The 18,600-nt window shown below is 68.9% G+C and carries 21 protein-coding genes; 17 read left to right on the top strand and 4 right to left on the bottom strand.

The features are described 5' to 3' along the window. The first annotated feature begins 79 nt into the window (after positions 1–79). The gene (locus tag AAHM41_RS03290) at positions 80–1,231 is read left to right on the top strand and encodes a type III PLP-dependent enzyme (RefSeq protein ID WP_342235075.1); all 1,152 of its coding nucleotides are present in this window, start codon (positions 80–82) and stop codon (positions 1,229–1,231) included. A gap of 1 nt (position 1,232) precedes the next feature. Continuing rightward, entirely contained in the window at positions 1,233–2,081 is an 849-nt protein-coding gene (locus AAHM41_RS03285; protein WP_342235074.1) for an alpha/beta fold hydrolase, read from the top strand. On the opposite strand, the gene hemB is transcribed toward AAHM41_RS03285, so the two are convergent. Then, on the bottom strand, positions 2,078–3,076 hold the full coding sequence (gene hemB, locus AAHM41_RS03280; protein ID WP_342235073.1) for a porphobilinogen synthase: 999 nt from the start codon (positions 3,074–3,076) through the stop codon (positions 2,078–2,080). The genes AAHM41_RS03285 and hemB overlap by 4 nt on opposite strands. Before the next feature lie 336 nt (positions 3,077–3,412). On the opposite strand from hemB, the gene AAHM41_RS03275 reads away from it, so the two are divergent. Beyond that, on the top strand, positions 3,413–3,889 hold the full coding sequence (locus AAHM41_RS03275) for a MarR family winged helix-turn-helix transcriptional regulator (RefSeq protein ID WP_342235072.1): 477 nt from the start codon (positions 3,413–3,415) through the stop codon (positions 3,887–3,889). Positions 3,890–3,965: 76 nt separating this feature from the next. Here AAHM41_RS03275 and AAHM41_RS03270 read toward each other — a convergent pair whose 3' ends face one another. Both AAHM41_RS03270 and AAHM41_RS03265 read right to left on the bottom strand, forming a co-directional pair. After that, positions 3,966–5,180, bottom strand: a complete 1,215-nt coding sequence (locus AAHM41_RS03270; protein ID WP_342235071.1) for an acyl-CoA dehydrogenase — start codon at positions 5,178–5,180, stop codon at positions 3,966–3,968. 102 nt (positions 5,181–5,282) lie between these two features. Further along, entirely contained in the window at positions 5,283–5,660 is a 378-nt protein-coding gene (locus tag AAHM41_RS03265; RefSeq protein WP_342235070.1) for a MucR family transcriptional regulator, read from the bottom strand. A 266-nt stretch (positions 5,661–5,926) separates the two neighbouring features. Here AAHM41_RS03265 and rpiB point away from each other — a divergent pair, with 266 nt between their 5' ends. The 9 genes from rpiB to AAHM41_RS03220 all read left to right on the top strand — a co-directional run bounded on the left by rpiB (position 5,927) and on the right by AAHM41_RS03220 (position 14,343). Continuing rightward, positions 5,927–6,379, top strand: coding sequence for a ribose 5-phosphate isomerase B (gene rpiB, locus AAHM41_RS03260; RefSeq protein ID WP_342235069.1), 453 nt, complete (start codon positions 5,927–5,929; stop codon positions 6,377–6,379). A 43-nt stretch (positions 6,380–6,422) separates the two neighbouring features. Next, entirely contained in the window at positions 6,423–7,706 is a 1,284-nt protein-coding gene (glyA, locus tag AAHM41_RS03255) for a serine hydroxymethyltransferase (protein ID WP_342235109.1), read from the top strand. A gap of 107 nt (positions 7,707–7,813) precedes the next feature. Continuing rightward, on the top strand, positions 7,814–8,272 hold the full coding sequence (gene nrdR / locus AAHM41_RS03250; RefSeq protein WP_342235068.1) for a transcriptional regulator NrdR: 459 nt from the start codon (positions 7,814–7,816) through the stop codon (positions 8,270–8,272). A 72-nt stretch (positions 8,273–8,344) separates the two neighbouring features. Next, positions 8,345–8,959, top strand: a complete 615-nt coding sequence (locus AAHM41_RS03245) for a riboflavin synthase (RefSeq protein ID WP_342235067.1) — start codon at positions 8,345–8,347, stop codon at positions 8,957–8,959. Further along, on the top strand, positions 8,956–10,089 hold the full coding sequence (gene ribB / locus AAHM41_RS03240) for a 3,4-dihydroxy-2-butanone-4-phosphate synthase (RefSeq protein ID WP_342235108.1): 1,134 nt from the start codon (positions 8,956–8,958) through the stop codon (positions 10,087–10,089). The genes AAHM41_RS03245 and ribB overlap by 4 nt, the downstream gene beginning before the upstream one ends. A gap of 1 nt (position 10,090) precedes the next feature. Continuing rightward, a complete protein-coding gene (locus tag AAHM41_RS03235) occupies positions 10,091–10,573 on the top strand; it encodes a 6,7-dimethyl-8-ribityllumazine synthase (RefSeq protein ID WP_342235066.1) in 483 nt (160 codons plus the stop codon). A gap of 3 nt (positions 10,574–10,576) precedes the next feature. Continuing rightward, positions 10,577–11,053 carry a transcription antitermination factor NusB gene (gene nusB, locus AAHM41_RS03230; protein WP_342235065.1) on the top strand — a complete coding sequence of 159 codons (477 nt, stop codon included), beginning with the start codon at positions 10,577–10,579 and terminating at the stop codon, positions 11,051–11,053. 8 nt (positions 11,054–11,061) lie between these two features. Continuing rightward, positions 11,062–12,036: a thiamine-phosphate kinase gene (gene thiL, locus AAHM41_RS03225; RefSeq protein ID WP_342235064.1), complete on the top strand. Its 975-nt coding sequence runs from the start codon at positions 11,062–11,064 to the stop codon at positions 12,034–12,036. 195 nt (positions 12,037–12,231) lie between these two features. Beyond that, positions 12,232–14,343: a sodium-translocating pyrophosphatase gene (locus AAHM41_RS03220; RefSeq protein WP_342235107.1), complete on the top strand. Its 2,112-nt coding sequence runs from the start codon at positions 12,232–12,234 to the stop codon at positions 14,341–14,343. A gap of 68 nt (positions 14,344–14,411) precedes the next feature. Here the strand turns inward: AAHM41_RS03220 and AAHM41_RS03215 are convergent, their stop codons facing one another. After that, positions 14,412–14,942, bottom strand: a complete 531-nt coding sequence (locus AAHM41_RS03215) for an outer membrane protein assembly factor BamE (RefSeq protein WP_342235063.1) — start codon at positions 14,940–14,942, stop codon at positions 14,412–14,414. A 110-nt stretch (positions 14,943–15,052) separates the two neighbouring features. Between AAHM41_RS03215 and AAHM41_RS03210 the strand changes: the two genes are divergently transcribed. The 5 genes from AAHM41_RS03210 (at position 15,053) to AAHM41_RS03190 (ending at position 18,524) form a co-directional block, all read left to right on the top strand. After that, positions 15,053–15,604 carry a ubiquinol-cytochrome C chaperone family protein gene (locus tag AAHM41_RS03210; RefSeq protein WP_342235062.1) on the top strand — a complete coding sequence of 184 codons (552 nt, stop codon included), beginning with the start codon at positions 15,053–15,055 and terminating at the stop codon, positions 15,602–15,604. Further along, complete coding sequence (locus AAHM41_RS03205) at positions 15,604–16,131, top strand: YceD family protein (RefSeq protein WP_342235061.1); 528 nt, start codon at positions 15,604–15,606, stop codon at positions 16,129–16,131. Before AAHM41_RS03210 ends, AAHM41_RS03205 begins: the two co-directional genes overlap by 1 nt. 108 nt (positions 16,132–16,239) lie before the next feature. Further along, complete coding sequence (rpmF, locus tag AAHM41_RS03200; RefSeq protein WP_342235060.1) at positions 16,240–16,428, top strand: 50S ribosomal protein L32; 189 nt, start codon at positions 16,240–16,242, stop codon at positions 16,426–16,428. 21 nt (positions 16,429–16,449) lie between these two features. After that, complete coding sequence (gene plsX / locus AAHM41_RS03195) at positions 16,450–17,550, top strand: phosphate acyltransferase PlsX (protein WP_342235059.1); 1,101 nt, start codon at positions 16,450–16,452, stop codon at positions 17,548–17,550. Next, complete coding sequence (locus AAHM41_RS03190; protein ID WP_342235058.1) at positions 17,547–18,524, top strand: beta-ketoacyl-ACP synthase III; 978 nt, start codon at positions 17,547–17,549, stop codon at positions 18,522–18,524. Before plsX ends, AAHM41_RS03190 begins: the two co-directional genes overlap by 4 nt. Positions 18,525–18,600: the final 76 nt, after the last annotated feature.

The following is an 18,600-nucleotide window of genomic DNA, read 5'->3' as shown; positions in this document are numbered from 1 at the left end:
TAGCCAAGCGACCGGCGCTCCCCAGATGATGCAGTCGTGCCGCGCGTCCGGCGGCGGTCCAGCGTTCCAGGAGCGTTCGATGGAGTCCTTCGCCGACGCCCTCGCCATGGTCACGGCCCTTCGCCCGGAGGAGCCGGTCTACTGCCTGCGGCCCCGCGTGCTGCGGGAGTCGGCGGCGGAGTTCCAGCGCCAGTTCCCAGGCACGGTGATGTATGCGGTCAAGTGCAACGACCACCCGGCGGTGCTGGCCGGGCTGCACGCCGGCGGCCTGCGCCATTTCGACGTCGCCTCGCTGAGCGAGATCGAGGCTGCGGCGGCGCTGCCCGGCACCGTCTCGCACTACATGCATCCGGTGAAGAACCGCCAGGCGGTCGAGCTGGCCTATCGCCGCTACGGCATCCGCACCTTCTGCCTCGACCATGAGGAGGAGCTGGACAAGATCCTGGCCGTGACCGGCGGGGCGCGCGACCTGACCCTGGTGCTGCGGGTCGACATGCCGCGCTTCGATTCGGTCTGCGATCTCAGCGGCAAGTTCGGCGCCGAGGTCGAGGCCGCGCCGGCGCTGCTGCGCCGCGTCGCCGCCACCGGCAGCCGCGCCGGCCTGACCTTCCATGTCGGCTCGCAATGCCTCGACCCGGGCGCCTATGAGAGCGCGCTGACGATCTGCGCCGGCATCCTTGCCCGTGCCGGCGTGCCGGTGCCGGTGATCGATGTCGGAGGCGGCTTCCCGGCCGCCTATGTCGGCACCGAGGCGCCGCCACTCTCCGCCTTCGTCGCCGCCATCCGCGCCGGCCTGGCCCGGCTGCCGGCCGACCCCGACCGCGCCGTGTTCTGCGAGCCCGGCCGGGCCCTGGTGGCCGAGGCCTGCTCGCTGGTGGTGAAGGTCGAGTTCCGGCGCGGGCACCGCCTGTACCTGAACGACGGCGCCTATGGCAGCCTGGCCGACATGAAGCTGTTCCGCACCGTCTATCCGGTCCGCCTGCTGCGGCCGGGCGGTGCCGGCGGCAGGCTGGCCAGCTTCGCCCTGTTCGGCCCGACTTGCGACAGCTACGACAGCCTGCCCGGTACCTCGCCGCTGCCCGAGGACGTCCGCGAGGGCGACTGGATCGAATTCGGCCAGATCGGTGCCTATTCCAACGTGCTGCAGACCCGGTTCAACGGCTTCGAGGCCCGCCGCTTCGTCCAGGTCGAGGACGGCGCGCTGCGCCCGGCCGCGGCGCGGGCGGCCTGAGATGGAGCCGGTCGAGCATCAGTTCCTTGGGCTTGGCCTCGGCGGCTTCCACCGCCTGGCTTATGTTTCCTGGGGCGAGGATCGCGCGCAGCCGCCAGTGCTGTGCGTGCACGGGCTGACCCGTAACGGTCGCGACTTCGACAGGCTCGCGACGGACCTCGCCTGGTCCGGCCGCACCGTGGTCTGCCCGGACGTGGTCGGCCGCGGCCGCAGCAGCTGGCTCGCCAACCCCGCCCTCTACGGCTATCCGCAATATCTCGGCGACGCCGCGGCGCTGATCGCCCGGCTCGACGTGCCGGAGGTGGACTGGGTCGGCACCTCGATGGGCGGGCTGATCGGCATGATGCTGGCGGCCCAGCCGAACACGCCGATCCGCCGGTTGGTACTGAACGATGTCGGTCCGTTCATCCCGCAGGCGGCACTGCTGCGAATCGGGTCCTATGTCGGGCAGGACCCGGTCTTCGCCGATTCCGGCGAGCTCGAGGCCTATCTGCGGCGGGTGCACGCGCCCTTCGGGCCTCTGACCGACGGGCAGTGGCGGCACCTGGCCGAGCACAGCGCCCGGCGGCGGCAGGACGGCACGCTCGGCCTGGCCTATGATCCCGGCATCGCCGCCGCCTTCGCCGGCCCGGTCGCCGATGTCGATCTGTGGACGGTCTGGGACCAGATCCGCTGCCCGGTGCTGGTGGTCCGCGGCGCGGAGTCGGACCTGCTGACTTCGGAAACGGCCGAGCGCATGGCCGTGCGGCCGAACACCACGCTGCTCACCATTCCCGGCTGTGGCCACGCCCCGGCGCTGATGGCGGCCGACCAGACCGGTCCGATCCGCGACTGGCTGGCGGCCGGCTAGCCCAGCAGCTCCGCCGCCTCGATGGCGCCATAGGTCAGCACGCCCGAGGTTCCGGCGCGCTTGAACGCGGTCAGCACCTCGATCAGGGCCTTGTCGTAGTCGAGCCAGCCGTTCTGCGCCGCCGCCTTCATCATCGCGTATTCGCCGCTGACCTGGTAGGCGAAGACCGGCACGCCGAAGCCGTCATGCACCCGGCGGATGATGTCGAGATAGGGCAGGCCCGGCTTCACCATCACCATGTCGGCGCCCTCGCGCAGGTCGAGCTCGACCTCGCGCAGCGCCTCGTCGGTGTTGGCCGGGTTCATCTGGTAGGTCTTCTTGTCGCCGACCAGCACGCCGGTCGACCCGACCGCATCGCGGAACGGCCCGTAGAAGGCCGAGGCGTATTTCGCCGAATAGGCCATGATCTTGACGTCCTGCCGGCCGGCGCCGTCCAGCGCCGCGCGGATCGCGCCGATGCGGCCGTCCATCATGTCCGACGGCGCCACGATGTCGGCCCCGGCCTCGGCCTGGACCAGCGCCTGGCGGACCAGGATCTCGACCGTCTCGTCGTTCAGGACCCGGCCGTCGCGGATCAGCCCGTCATGGCCATGGCTGGTGAACGGGTCGAGGGCGACGTCGACGACGACACCCAGATCCGGCACCGCCGCCTTGATCGCGCCGATGGCGCGGCACACCAGGTTGCCGGCGCGGCAGGCCTCGGCGCCGTCCTCGCTGCGCAGGGCCCGGTCGATCATCGGGAACAGCGCCACCGCCGGGATGCCGAGGTCGCGGGCGTGGCGGCAGGCCTCGACCGCGCTGGCCAGGTCGAAGCGGGTAACGCCGGGCAGCGATTCGATCGGTTGCTTGCGATCGCCCTCGACCACGAAGATCGGCCAGATCAGATCGGACGGGCCCAGCCGGGTCTCGGCCACCAGCTCGCGGATCCAGCCGTCGGTGCGCAGGCGTCGCGTCCGGGTGGTCGGGTAGGCACCGGGGAAGGGCAGGCGGGACATCGGTCACTCGGCGGCTGGATCTGCGGGCGCACTCTAGGACGGAGCCTCGACCGGAAACAACTCCGTGCGGCGCGCCGCCACGCCACGCCGCATCCGGCGGGGAACGGAGTTTGCACGCTAAGGGTTGATAACTCCCCGCGAGAGGATCAAAAATGTCCTCTGTGGCAACCGGAAGCATCAATCTAGCGTGAATTCGTCCTGAATGCGGTGCAAATTGCAGTGAACACCTGTCCTGCTCACAACACTTTCGTTTTGGATGATTTTGTCTAAAGTGGCTTTATGAGTGGTAGAACGGCGGTCTAGATAGTACAAAGCGCCAGTGGGTCGGAGGTCTGAATGCATCATCCCTATTACCGCATGACCGCGCTCATTGAGCGGCTTCATCGCTGCTTTCTGGATGTGGTCAAGGTAGAGTTGGACCGCTTTGGCGTCCAAGACATCAACAACGTCCAAAGCCTGATTCTGTACAATATCGGCATGGACGAGCTGACGATCGGCGAGTTGACCGCCCGCGGCTACTATCTGGGCTCGAATGTCTCGTACAACGTCAAAAAAATGGTCGAGAACGGATATTTGGCGCAGGAGCGGTCGCAGCATGACCGACGCTCCACGCGGGTTCGTCTGACCAGCAAAGGACAGGCACTGCGGTCCAAGCTCGAGACCATGTTCAGCCGCCAGGCGGATGCGCTGGAAGGCACGGGCCTGCGCGGCGGCGACGTCGAGACGCTGAACGCCACGCTGCGGCGGCTCGAGGGCTTCTGGTCCGGCAACCTCGCCTATACCACCGACCAGCCGGTGACCAGCGCGGCCTGAGGCCGCCTGCCGTTTGGTTACGAAAAAGGCGCGTCCCGAGGGGCGCGCCTTTTGCTTGTCCGCGGCCTGACCGTGATCAGAAGGCGGCGAGGCCGGTCTGGGCCCGGCCGAGGATCAGGGCGTGCACGTCATGCGTGCCCTCATAGGTGTTGACCGCCTCCAGGTTCATCACATGGCGGATGACGTTGAACTCGTCGGCGATGCCGTTGCCGCCGAGCATGTCGCGGGCCTGGCGGGCGATGTCGAGCGACTTGCCGCAATTGTTGCGCTTCATCAGGCTGATCGCCTCCGGCGCCGCCTTGCCCTCATCCTTGAGCTGGCCCAGGCGATGCGCCGAGATCAGGCCGAGGGTGATCTCGGTCTGCATGTCGGCCAGCTTCTTCTGGATCAGCTGGGTGGCGGCGAGGGGGCGGCCGAACATCTTGCGGTCCATCGTGTACTGCCGGGCGGTGTGCCAGCAGAACTCGGCCGCGCCGATCGCGCCCCAGGCGATGCCGTAGCGGGCGTTGTTCAGGCAGCCGAACGGGCCCTTCAGCCCCTTGACGTTGGGCAGCAGATTCTCTTCCGGGACAAACACCTCGTCCATCACGATCTCGCCGGTGGTCGAGGCGCGCAGCGAGAACTTGCCCTCGATCTTCGGCGAGGACAGGCCCTTCATGCCGCGATCGAGGATAAAGCCGCGGATCTCGCCGCTGTCATCCTTGGCCCAGACCACGAAGACGTCGGCGATCGGCGAGTTGGTGATCCACATCTTGGCGCCGGACAGGCTGTAGCCGCCGGCGACGCTGCGCGCCCGGGTCTTCATCGAGCCGGGGTCGGAGCCGGCGTCGGGCTCGGTTAGGCCGAAGCAGCCGACGATCTCGCCGGTGGCCAGGCGCGGCAGATACTTCTGGCGCTGCTCCTCGGTGCCGTAGGCATAGATCGGATGCATCACCAGGCTCGACTGCACCGACATGGCCGAGCGGTAGCCGCTGTCGACGCGCTCGACCTCGCGCGCGATCAGGCCGTAGCAGACATAGTTCACGCCGGCGCAGCCATAGCCGTCGATGGTCGAGCCGAGGAAGCCCAGCTCGCCCATCTCGTTCATGATCTCGCGATGGAAGACCTCGTGCCGGTTGGCCTCGAGCACGCGCGGCAGCAGCTTTTCCTGGCAATAGGCGCGCGCCGCGTCGCGCACCATGCGCTCCTCCTCGGTCAGCAGCTCCTCGAGCAGGAGCGGGTCCTCCCAGGTAAAGGCGGCACGGCCGGTCTGTGCCGGCTTGGCGGCCGCAGTGGCGGCGGCGGAAGTCATAGGCGAACTCCGGAAACGATCAAAAGCGTGGGCGCATAACAGCACAGGGGCCGGGGCGCCGCCAGCCTTGCGCTGCGGCGTCCCGGCCCTGGGCGCGGACGATCAGCCGTGCCGGGCCTTGCCCAGGCCGATCTTCTTGGCGAAGGCGGAGCGCTGTTCCGCATAGTTCGGCGCGACCATAGGATAGTCGGCCGGCAGGCCCCACTTCGCCCGGTACTCCTCGGGCGACAGGTTGTAGGTCGTCCGCAGGTGCCGTTTCAGCATCTTCAGCTTCTTGCCGTCCTCCAGGCAGACAATGTAGTCCGGCTGGATCGATCGCCGGATCGGCACCGCCGGCTTGGCCGCAACCGTCGTCGGCGCGGCCGCCGGGGCGGATCCGACATTTCGCAATGCATCGTGAATGGTCTGGATCACCGTCCCGAGCTGGTCGGTCGGGATCGTATTGCGGGAAATATAGGATGTCACAATCTGGGTGGTCATTTGCACCAGATCGTCGGCGCTTCGACCGCTCATGCTTGCTTGATCCTCCATTGTTCAAATCCTTTTCTATCTGTCGTCAACAGCGACGCCGAGGTCGCATTTGATATGGCGCGTGTCAACGATAATGGGAAAATTGCTGACTATTCTACAACTGCAAGCTGTGGCTGGGCCCAACCGGCACGTGCGCCCGAATTGAGCCACGTTCCGGCTCACCCTCCAAAGGAAAATATGCGAAGGTCGCCCATGCCCCATCCGACCGGACCAAAATGACCGACGCCGCCAAGACTGTCGCCATCGCCGCCGACCATGCCGGCTACGCCCTCAAGGACCAGCTCCGGGCCGTGATCGAGGCGCAGGGGCTGGCGGTGCTCGACCTCGGCACCAACGGCCCGGACCGGGTCGATTATCCGGATTTCGGCCATGCCGTGGCGCAGGCGATCCGAGACGGCCGGGCGTCGCGCGGCCTCGTGGTCTGCGGCACCGGCATCGGCATCTCGATCGCGGTCAACCGCCATCGCGGCGCCCGTGCGGCGCTTTGCCACGACGTCACCACCGCCCGGCTGTCCCGCCAGCACAATGATGCGAACGTGCTCGCGCTCGGCGCCCGAATCATCGGCTTCGAGACCGCCCGGGATTGCCTTGCCGTGTTCCTGTCCACCGACTACGAAGGCGGTCGGCACGGCGACCGCATCGCCAAGCTCGACGCGTCTACCGCCTGACCAGGATGATTTGCCCATGAGCTCTCCCGACACCGCCGCCAAGATGACCGCCGCAAGCTCCCTCTTCACCGCCCGCCTGGAAGACACCGATCCGGCCGTGCTGCGCGGCATCCGGGACGAGCTGAAGCGCCAGCAGACGCAGATCGAGCTGATCGCCAGCGAGAACATCGTCTCTCGCGCCGTGCTCGAGGCCCAGGGCTCGGTCCTGACCAACAAATACGCCGAGGGCTATCCGAACCGCCGCTACTACGGCGGCTGCGAATTCGTCGACGTGGCCGAGATGCTGGCGATCGAGCGCGCCTGCAAGCTGTTCGACTGCGCCTACGCCAATGTCCAGCCGCATTCCGGCGCACAGGCCAACCAGGCGGTGTTCTTCGCGCTGCTGCAGCCGGGCGACACCGTGCTCGGCATGTCGCTTGCGGCCGGCGGCCATCTCACCCACGGCGCCGCCCCGAACCAGTCGGGCAAGTGGTTCAACGCGGTGCAGTACGGCGTCCGGCGCGACGACGCCCGGATCGACTATGACGAGCTGCAGCGCCTGGCCGAGGAGCACAAGCCGAAGCTGATCATCGCCGGCGGCTCGGCCTATCCGCGGATCATCGACTTCGCCCGCTTCCGCCAGATCGCGGATTCGGTCGGCGCCTATCTGATGGTCGACATGGCGCATTTCGCCGGCCTGGTCGCCGGCGGCGTGCATCCCAGCCCGCTGCCGCATGCGCACATCGTCACCACCACCACGCACAAGACCCTGCGCGGCCCGCGCGGCGGCATGGTGCTGTCGAACGACCCGGAGATCGGCAAGAAGATCAACTCCTCGGTCTTCCCGGGGTTGCAGGGCGGCCCGCTGATGCATGTCATCGCTGCCAAGGCGGTGGCCTTCGGCGAGGCGCTGCGGCCGGAGTTCAAGCTCTACGCCAAGGCGGTGGTCGACAACGCCAAGCTCTTGGCCGAGACGGTGCGCGCCGGCGGGCTCGATATCGTCTCCGGCGGCACCGACACGCATCTGATGCTGGTCGACCTGCGGCCGAAGAAGCTGACCGGCAAGGCGGCCGAGGCCAGCCTCGAGCATGCCGGCATGACCTGCAACAAGAACGGCGTGCCGTTCGACCCGGAGAAGCCGACCATCACCTCCGGCGTCCGCCTGGGCAGCCCGGCCGCGACCTCGCGCGGCTTCGGCCTGGCCGAGTTCCGCCAGATCGGCGAGATGGCGGTCGAGGTGCTGGACGGGCTGGCCGCCAACCCCGAGGACAACTCGGCGGTCGAGAAGGCGGTGCGGGCCCGAGTCGAGACGCTCTGCGCCCGGTTCCCGATCTATCCGGATCTCTGAGGCCGTCCAGGACTGGAATCCGTCCAGCCCGACACGCGATAGATTGTGGTTCGCCCACAACGGATGGTATCCATTCGCTGTGGGCGAAACCATTTCCGGGGGGACCGATGCGCTGCCCGTTCTGTGGCCACGACGACACCCAGGTGAAGGATTCGCGGCCCACGGAGGACAATTCCGCGATCCGGCGTCGGCGCTTCTGCCCGGCCTGCGGTGCCCGCTTCACCACCTTCGAACGGATCCAGCTGCGCGAGCTGACGGTGATCAAGTCGGGCGGGCAGCGCGAGCCCTTCGACCGCGAGAAGCTGCTGCGCTCGATGCGCATCGCCCTGCGCAAGCGCGATATCGACATTGAGCGGCTGGAGCGGATCGTCAATTCGCTGGTCCGCCAGCTCGAGAGCTCGGGCGAGAGCGAGATCCCGTCCAAGTCGATCGGCGAGATGGTGATGAAGGCGCTGAGCGGCGTCGACAAGGTCGCCTATATCCGCTACGCCTCGGTCTACCGCGACTTCCAGGAACCCGGCGCGTTCAGCGACTTCGTCGAGCAGCTGCGCGGCGAGCGACCCTGACCGGCGTCCGCTGCGTCTGGTTTCGTGTGGTTTCGCTGGAAACCACACCGCACTCGTCATAGGGTGCCCGCCATGTTCAGCGGCATCATCACCGATGTGGGGCGCGTCGCGGCGATCGAGCGGCGAGGCGACACCCGCTACATCATCGAGACGGCCTTCGACACGGCGACGATCGAGATCGGCGCGTCGGTCGCCCATAACGGCGTCTGCCTGACCGTGATCGAGACCGGACCTGGCCGCTTCGCGGTCGAGGCCTCGGCCGAGACCCTGTCGCGCAGCACGCTGGGCGACTGGGCGGTCGGCACCGAGGTCAACCTCGAGCGCTCGCTCAGGCTCGGCGACGAGATCGGCGGCCATCTGGTCTACGGCCATGTCGACGGCGTCGGCACCATCGTCGACCGCCGGCCCGAGGGCGGCAGCGTCCGCTTCACCATCGAGGCCCCGGCCGAGCTGGCGGACTACATCGCCTCCAAGGGCTCGGTCGCGATCGAAGGCGTCTCGCTGACCGTCAACGAGGTCGCCGACACCCCGTCCGGGACCTGCCGCTTCGGCGTCAACATCATTCCGCACACGCAGTCATGCACGACCTTTCGAAGCTTAAGCACGGATCGCCGCGTGAACTTGGAGATCGACATGCTGGCGCGGTACACGGCGCGCCTGCTGCGGGATCGCAAGACAGCCGGCTGAGTCCCGACGACCAGGCGCTGCTCTCGCCGATCGACGAGATCATCGAGGAGGCGCGCCAGGGCCGCATGTTCATCCTGGTCGACGACGAGGACCGGGAGAACGAGGGCGACCTGGTGATCCCGGCGCAGATGGCGGATGCCGAGGCGGTCAACTTCATGGCCCGCTACGGCCGCGGCCTGATCTGCCTGGCGATGGAGCACAAGCGGATCGATGAGCTGGGCCTGCAGCTCATGACCCGCAGCAACGCCTCGCGCCACCAGACCGCCTTCACCGTCTCGATCGAGGCGCGCGAGGGCGTGACCACTGGCATCTCGGCGGCCGACCGGGCGCGCACCATCGCGGTCGCGATCGACCCGGCCTGCGGCCCGGCCGACGTCGCCACGCCCGGCCACGTCTTCCCGCTGGTGGCGCGCGACGGCGGCGTGCTGGAGCGCACCGGCCACACCGAGGCGGCGGTCGACATCTCGCGCCTGGCCGGGCTGTACCCGGCGGGGGTGATCTGCGAGATCATGAACGACGACGGCACCATGGCGCGGCTGCCGGACCTGGTGAAGTTCGCCCAGTTCCACAACCTCAAGATCGGCACCATCGCCGACCTGATCGCCTATCGCCGCTGCCAGGAATCGCTGGTCGAGCGCAAGCTCGAGACCACGATCGAGAGCCGTTGGGGCGGCGACTGGCGGATGCTGGTCTATGTCAACAAGGCCCGCTACGCCGAGCATGTCGTGCTGGTGAAGGGCGACATCTCCGGCGACGAGCCGGTGCTGGTGAGGATGCATGCGCTGAACGTGCTGGACGACGTGCTCGGCGACGTCCATGGCGGCAATGCCGGCATCCTGCATGGGGCCATGGCGGAAATCGGCCGCGAGGGCAGGGGCGTCGTGGTGCTGATCCGCGAGCCGCAGCCCGATAGCCTGAGCGAGCGGCTGCTGCGGCGGCTGGAGGGCATGCCCTCGAAGGAGAGCGGACACGAGCTGCGCGACTACGGCGTCGGCGCCCAGATCCTGCTCGACCTCGGCGTGCGCAAGCTGATCGTGCTGTCCAACCACCCCCGCACCATCGTCGGCATCGACGGCTACGGGCTGACCGTGGTCGAGCAGCGCGCCATCGCCGGCATCCAGGAGGACTGAGATGGTCGCCAAGACCGAACAGCGGCCGGTGTCCTTTACGGGGCCGGCGCCGCACATCCTGATCGTCGAGGCCCGCTTCTACGAGGGCATCAGCGACGAGCTGGCGCGCGGAGCCGTCGCGGTGCTGGAGCAGATCGGCGCCAGCTATGAGCGTGTGGCCGTGCCGGGGGCGCTGGAGATCCCGGCCGCGGTGCAGATCGCTTCGACCTCGGCCCACCGCTTCGACGGCTATGTCGCGCTCGGCTGCGTCATCCGTGGCGAGACCTCGCATTACGACACGGTGTGCAACGAGAGCGCCCGCGGCCTGCAGGACCTCGCCCTGCGCCACGGCCTGGCCATCGGCAACGGCATCCTGACCGTGGAGACCGAGGCCCAGGCCTGGGCCCGCGCCAAGGTCGAGGAGATGGACAAGGGCGGCGGCGCCGCCCGGGCTGCGCTGGCGATGATCGAGCTCAAGCGGCATTTCAAGCAACTCACGGCCTGACCGATGGCGACTCCGAAACCCTCCGCCAAGGCCCGCCGCAGCGCCGCCCGCCTGGCCGCCGTCCAGGCGCTCTATCAGCTCGAGCAGTCGGGCACGCCGCTCGACAAGGTGATCGCCGAGTTCGTCCATCACCGCTTCGGCGAGCCGGTCGAGGGTGAGGCGATGGTCGAGCCCGACGCGCCGCTGTTCGGCGACATCGTGCGCGGCACCCGGGTGCGCAGCGAGGAGGTCGACGCCCTGGTCTCCGGCGCGCTCGACAGCCAGTTCTCGTTGGCCCGGCTCGACCTGCTGCTGCGCTGCGTGATGCGGGCCGGGGCCTGGGAATTGCTGGCCAACCTGCACGTGCCGGCGCCGATCGTGATCTCGGAATACGTCAACGTTACCCGCGCATTCTTCGGCGGCAAGGAGCCGGCGATGGTGAATGCGGTGCTCGACCGCATCGCCCGCGAGCAGCGGCCCGACGAACCCCGCGCCGGCTAGGAACCGCCATGGGGCTCGGCGAGTTCGAGCGCATCGACCGCTACTTCCGGCCGCTGGCCCGGGCGACGCCCGGCGCGCTCGGCCTGGCCGACGATGCGGCGCTGCTCGACCCTGGTCAGGGCCGCGACCTGGTGGTCACCACCGACGCCATGGTCGAGACCGTCCATTACCTGCCGGACGAGGATCCGCTGCGGGTGGCGCAGAAGCTGCTGCGTTCCAACCTGTCGGACCTGGCGGCCAAGGGCGCGGCGCCTCTCGCCTATACCCTGACGCTGGCCCTGCCGGCGCAGCCGGACGAGAGCTGGATCGAACGCTTCGTCGAAGGGCTGGCGGCCGACCAGGCCCTCTACGGCATCGGCCTGCTCGGCGGCGATTCGGTGCGGACCCCGGGCACCGCGGTGCTCTCGGTGACCGCCTTCGGCACGGTGCCGCGGGGTGCGATGCTGCGCCGCTCCGGCGCCCGGCCGGGCGACGACCTCTATGTCAGCGGCACGCTCGGCGACGCGGCGCTGGGCTTGCGCGTCATCCTCGGCCGGCTGCCCGGCCTGGCGCCCGACGCCGCCGAGGCGCTGGCGCAGCGCCATCGCGTGCCGGAGCCGCGGATGACGCTCGGCCTCGCCCTGGTCGGCCTGGCCAATGCGGCGATGGATGTGTCGGACGGGCTGCCCGGCGACCTGCCGCATCTCTGCGATGCGTCCGGCATGGCGGCGGAGGTCGAGCTGGCGTTGCTGCCGCTGTCCGCGGCCGCCCGCGCCGCCATCGCCCTCGATCCGGCCCTGCAGGACATCGCCTGGGGCGGCGGCGAAGATTACGAGCTGCTGTTCAGCGCCCCGGTCTCGGCCCGCGCCGCGATCGAGGCGGCGGCCGCGGCGGCGGGCACCGCGGTGACGCGGATCGGCCGGATCGCGGCGGGGCAGGGGGTGCTTTTGCTCGACCCGCAGGGCAGCCCCGTCGAGTCGCTGACGGGCTGGCGGCATTTCTGACCACGGCGCCGCTTCGAGGCGCCCTCAAACCGCCCGAATCGCTGCCTTCTGAGCCCTCCCGGCGGCCACAAAGCAAAGAAATTTCACGCTGATTGCCCTGACCTTCCTGCTCTGGCATCGTTTGCGCGCAAAAGAAGCGGAGCCGGCCTGAAGCGGGCCGGTGCGTCATCAACAGGGGCGAGGGACTCAAGAATGATGTCAGCGGTCCTTGTCTTCGTGCTGGCCTGCGGCCTCGGCGCGTTAGCCTATGGCGTATGGGCTTCACGGAGCGTGTTGTCGGCCAGTCCGGGCGATGCCCGAATGCAGGCAATCGCCGCCGCGATTCAGGAAGGCGCCGGCGCCTATCTGAACCGGCAGTATCTCACCATCGGCGTGGTCGGCGTGGTCATCGCCATCATCGTCTCGCTGCTTCTCGGCATCTCGGTCGGCATCGGCTTCATCATCGGCGCTGTGCTGTCCGGTGCCGCCGGATACGTCGGCATGAACATCTCGGTGCGCGCCAATGTCCGCACCGCCGAAGCGTCGCGGCAGGGCCTGGCCGCCGGCCTCGCCATTGCCTTCCGCTCCGGCGCCGTCACCGGCATGCTGGTGGCCGGCCTGGCCCTGATCGCGGTCGCCGGCTACTACACCATCCTGCTCGCCTCCGGCGCCACCGGCCGCGGCCTGATCGACCCGCTGGTGGCGCTCGGCTTCGGTGCCTCGCTGATCTCGATCTTCGCCCGTCTCGGCGGCGGCATCTTCACCAAGGGCGCCGATGTCGGCGCCGACCTGGTCGGCAAGGTCGAGGCCGGCATCCCCGAGGACGACCCGCGCAACCCGGCCGTGATCGCCGACAATGTCGGCGACAATGTCGGCGACTGCGCCGGCATGGCCGCCGACCTGTTCGAGACTTACGCCGTCACCACCGTCGCCACCATGGTCCTGGCCTCGATCTTCTTCGCCGGGGCCCCCGAGATGGCATTGATGATGGTCTATCCGCTGGCGATCGGCGCGGTCTGCATCCTGGCCTCGATCGCCGGGACCTTCTTCGTGAAACTTGGTGCCAACAACAACATCATGGGCGCGCTGTACCGTGGCTTCGTCGTCTCCGCGGGGCTGTCACTGGTCGGAATCGCCTTGGTGACCGTGGTGGTGATCGGCTTCGGCGGCAGCTACGCCGTCGGCGGCGGCACCTTCAGCGGCCTGTCGCTGTTCCTGTGCGGCATCGCCGGGCTGGTCGTCACCGGCCTGCTGATCTGGACCACGGAATACTACACCGGCACGAATTTCCGCCCGGTGCAGTCGGTCGCCCAGGCCTCGACCACCGGCCACGGCACCAACGTGATCCAAGGCCTCGCCATCTCGATGGAATCGACCGCGATCCCGGCGCTGATCATCTGCGTCGCCATCGTCGTCACCTACCTGCTGGCCGGCCTGTTCGGCATCGCCATCGCGGTCACCAGCATGCTGGCCCTCGCCGGCATGGTCGTGGCGCTCGACGCTTACGGCCCGGTCACCGACAATGCCGGCGGCATCGCCGAGATGGCCGACCTGCCGAAGGAGGTCCGGGTCACCACCGACGCGCTGGACGCGGTCGGCAACACCACCAAGGCGGTGACCAAGGGCTACGCCATCGGCTCGGCCGGCCTCGGCGCCCTGGTGCTGTTCTCGGCCTACACCTCGGACCTCAACTTCTTCTCGGCCAACGCTGCCCAATACCCGTATTTCCAGGGCATCGGGCCGATCGCCTTCTCGCTGACCGATCCCTTTGTCGTCGTCGGGCTGCTGATCGGCGGCCTGCTGCCCTACCTGTTCGGCGCGCTCGGCATGACCGCGGTCGGCCGCGCCGCCGGGGCCGTGGTGGAAGAGGTGCGCCGCCAGTTCCGCGAGGATTCCGGCATCATGGCCGGCACCAGCCGGCCCGACTACAAGCGCGCGGTCGACATGCTGACCAAGGCTGCGATCCGCGAGATGATCGTGCCGTCGCTGCTGCCGGTGCTGGCGCCGATCGTGCTGTACTTCGTGATCGAGGCGATCGCCGGCCGCTCCGCCGCCTTCTCGGCGCTCGGGGCGATGCTGCTCGGCGTCATCGTCACCGGGCTGTTCGTCGCCATCTCGATGACCTCGGGCGGTGGCGCCTGGGACAACGCCAAGAAGTACATCGAGGAGGGCAATCACGGCGGCAAGGGGTCGGACGCGCACAAGGCGGCCGTCACCGGCGACACCGTCGGCGACCCCTACAAGGATACCGCCGGCCCGGCGGTCAACCCGATGATCAAGATCACCAACATCGTCGCCCTGCTGCTGCTGGCGATCCTGGCCCACTGATCGCCGCGCTCACGACAGAAACCCCGGCGCCGGCGGCGCCGGGGTTTTCTCATGCCCTCGGCTGGCGGCTAGTAGTTGCCGCCGGCGACCGAGCTGGCGACGCCGCCGGAGCCGACCGGGCGGCCCCGGGCTGCGGTGGCGGTGCCGGTGCCGTCGCTGTTGAACCGGCCGATATTGCCCAGGAACTGCTCCAGGATGCCGATGCGGCGGCCCAGCGTCGGCGTCTCCCGCGACACCAGAGCCACCTGCTCGCCATCCTCCAGGTTCAGCTCCTTCAGCTCGGTCAGCGTGCTGGTGGTCGGGTCGAACTGCATGCGCAGGACCCGGCGCTTGGTCACTTCGGGGGCGAAGAAGGCCACCGTCTCGACCCGCTGGCCGATGTAGTACCAGGTGTTGTCGTCGAAGGTGGACACCGTGGTCGGTGTCCCCAGGATCGTCGCCACATCCGCCTTGGTGCTGGTGCCGGTGTGGACCTGCTCGAGCCGGTAATCCTCGACGAGGTTGCCGCGCGTCGCCACCCGCGGCGTGCAGGCGGTCAGCGCCGCCGCCACGAGCAGGCCGGCCGCCATGGTCCGGACGACCCTTGCTCTTTCCGTCATCGCCTCATGTCTCCGCGCCCCGGAGGGCTCCCAATTGAAGGCTTCCCTCTAGCACACCACGTGGAGTTCGACCAATATCGCCGTCCTTCGCGCAAAAACCGATCGATCCCGTGCTGTCCAAGCTGTTCACCCGCCACCGCCGCGAACGCGTCGCCGCCGAACTCTACGTCAAGCTGGTCGAGCAGGCGCGCAGCCCCGCTTTCTATACCGCCTGCGGCGTGCCGGACACGCTGGACGGCCGGTTCGAAGCGCTGGCCCTGCACGCTTTCCTGGTGCTGCACCGGCTGAAGCGCGAGGCGCCGCCGGCGCCCGGCTTTGCCCAGGCCCTGTTCGACCACATGGTCAGCGACATGGACCTCAGCCTGCGCGAGATCGGCGTCACCGATTTCAGCATCGGCAAGAAGGTGAAGGCGATGGGGCGCGGCTTCTACGGCCGCGTCGTCGCCTATGATCACGGCTTGGCCGCCGGCGATCCGGAGGCGCTGGAGGCGGCGTTGCGGCGCAACCTCTACGGTACGGTCGAGCCCGAGTCGGGGCAGGTGAGGGCGGTCGCCGCCTATCTGCGCCGCGAGGCGGCCGGCCTGGCGGCACAGCCGGTGGCGGCGTTCCTGGCCGGCGAGGTCCGGTTCGGCCCGGCGCCCGGGATGATGGAGGCAGCCTGATGACGACCCCCGAATTCAGCCGCGTGGTCGGCGTCAACACCCTGCCGCGCGGCGGCCGCACCGTCGCCATCGAGGCCGACGAGGCCGAGCGGGCCGCGCTCGCCCGCCGCTTCGACCTGCTGGCGCTGGACGAGCTGAAGGCCCGATTCACCCTGACGCCGGGGCGTGGCGACACCGTGGTGGTGACCGGCACGCTGACCGCCGCGGTGGTGCAGCGCTGCGTGGTGACGCTGGACCCGGTGCCCGCCGCGGTCGAGGACGAGATCGAGGCGGTTTTCGCCGAGGCGGCGGGGCGGAACGAGGCGGAGATCGAGGTCGACCCGCTGGCGGCGGAGGTCGAGCCGCTGGCCGACGGCCGCATCGATCTGGGCGAGCTGGCGGCCCAGCATCTGTCGCTCGCCCTCGACCCCTATCCGCGCTCGCCCGACGCGCCGGAGCCCGCGGCCGAGCCGCCGGAGGCCGGGACGGAGACGCGCCGCCCCTTCGCCGTGCTCAAGGGCGGCGGCGATGACAAGGCTGGTCAATGATGGGTAAGGGATCGCTTTTCCTTGCCCCGTTGCCCCTTTTCCATTAAGTAACGCCCGTCTGAGGCGGCTCCCCCCGGTGCCGCCTTTTCGTATCGAGAGTTCAAGCAAATGGCTGTTCCGAAGAAGAAGACGTCGAAGTCGCGGCGCGACATGCGGCGTTCGCACCACGCTCTGGCCGGCGCGTCCTATGTCGAATGCGCGAATTGCGGCGAGCTGGCCCGCCCGCACCATGTCTGCGACGCCTGCGGCCACTATCACGGCCGTGAGGTTGTCAGCGAGACGACGGCGACCGCCTGATCGACTGCGCCCGCATAGGGAATGTCCGACCCGGCGGCCTCTGGCCCAGTGACGATAGCGCTCGACGCCATGGGGGGCGATCGGGCGCCAGAGATGGTGCTCGAAGGGGCTGAGATCGCCCGCACGCACCATCCGGACGTGCACTTCCTGATCGTCGGTGACGAGGCGCGGATCGCGCCGCTTCTGGCGAAACGGCCGGCCTTGGCCGCGGTGTCGACGATTCGGCATGCCGCCGACGTCATCACCAACGAGGATAAACCCTCCGCCGCGCTGCGCAGCGGGCGCAACTCCAGCATGCGCCTGGCCATCGACGCCGTGGCCGCGGGTGAGGCGCAATGCGTCGTCTCCGCCGGCAACACCGGCGCGCTGATGGCGACGGCGAAGGTCGTGTTCAAGACGCTGCCGGGCATCGACCGGCCGGCGATCGCGTCGTTTTTTCCGACGCTGCGCGGCGAGAGCGTCATGCTCGACCTCGGCGCCAACATCGAATGCGACGCCGAGAACTTGGTCCAGTTCGCGATCATGGGCGCGGTCTTCGCCAAGGCGGTGCTCGGCCTGGTCGATCCGACGGTCGGCCTGCTCAATGTCGGGTCCGAGGCGCTGAAGGGGCCGGACGAGGTGCGGGATGCCGCAGCGCGGCTGCGCGAGCTGGAATTCCCCGGCCGGTTCGAGGGCTTCGTCGAAGGCGACGACATCCCGGCCGGGAAGGTCGACGTGGTCGTCACCGACGGCTTCTCCGGCAACATCGCGCTCAAGACCGCCGAGGGCACGGCCAAGCTCTATGCCACCTGGCTGCGCCACACCTTCCGGTCCTCCTGGCTCGCCTCGGTCGGCTACCTGCTGGCGCGCGGCGCCTTCCGCCGGCTGCGGCACCGGACCGACCCGCGCCAGTACAACGGGGCGCTGTTCCTCGGCCTCAACGGCATCTGCGTGAAAAGCCATGGCGGCACCGACGGCGAGGGCTTCGCCAACGCCATCGATGTCGGGGTCGATCTGGTCATCCACGGTTTCAATGATAAGGTGAAGCAGGAGTTCAGCCGTTTCGAAGGCAGTCGGAACGGCGACGACGCTGCTTCGACGGCTTCAACGACTGCTCCGATCGGGATCGAACAACCGCAATGACAGTCCGCCGCGCGCGCATCATTGGATGCGGTTCTGCCCTGCCTGACCGCGTCGTCACCAATGCCGAGCTGGCCCGCACAGTCGACACCTCGGACGAATGGATCGTCCAGCGCACCGGCATCAGCGTCCGCCACATCGCGGGGCCGGATGAGAAGACCTCCGACCTGGCGCTGGCCGCCGCCCGCAAGGCGCTGGCCATGGCCAAGGTCGAAGGCAGCGACCTCGACCTGATCGTGCTGGCCACGACCACTCCGGACCAGACCTTCCCGGCCACCGCGGTGCGGATCCAGGCCGCTCTCGGCATGACCCGCGGCGCCGCCTTCGACGTCCAGGCCGTCTGCTCCGGCTTCGTCTACGCCCTGGCGATCGCCGACAACATGATCCGCCTCGGCCAGGCGCGCACGGCGCTGGTGATCGGCGCCGAGACCTTCTCCCGCCTGCTCGACTGGACCGACCGCGGCACCTGCGTGCTGTTCGGCGACGGGGCCGGCGCCGTGGTGCTGCGCGCGGTCGAGGGCGGCGGCACCACCGACGACCCCGGCATCCTGTCGACCCATCTGCATTCCGACGGCCGCCACGAGGACAAGCTGTACGTCGATGGCGGGCCCTCCTCGACCGGCACTGTCGGCCATGTCCGGATGGAAGGCCGCGAGGTGTTCAAGCACGCGGTGATCAACCTGGCCGAGGTGGTGGAGGAGGCGCTGGCCGCCAACGGCCTGACCCCGGCCGACATCGATTGGCTGGTGCCGCACCAGGCCAACAAGCGCATCATCGACGCCACCGCCCGCAAGCTCGACCTGCCGGCGGAGAAGGTGGTGCTGACGGTGCAGAAGCACGCCAACACCTCCGCCGCCTCGATCCCGCTGGCGCTGGCCGAAGCGGTGTCCGACGGCCGCATCCAGCCCGGCGACCTCGTCCTGCTCGAGGCCATGGGCGGCGGCCTGACCTGGGGCGCCGCCCTGGTGCGCTGGTAGCCTGCTGCTAAGCAGTTAGCGGGCCTCGCCAGCGGGGGCCGTGAGGAAATTCGCCCAACGCTTTGGAATTGACGGA

The organism is Inquilinus sp. OTU3971, from assembly GCF_038440215.1.
Note: the sequence above shows the minus strand (reverse complement) of the source record. Positions and strands in the feature narration are given on the sequence as shown.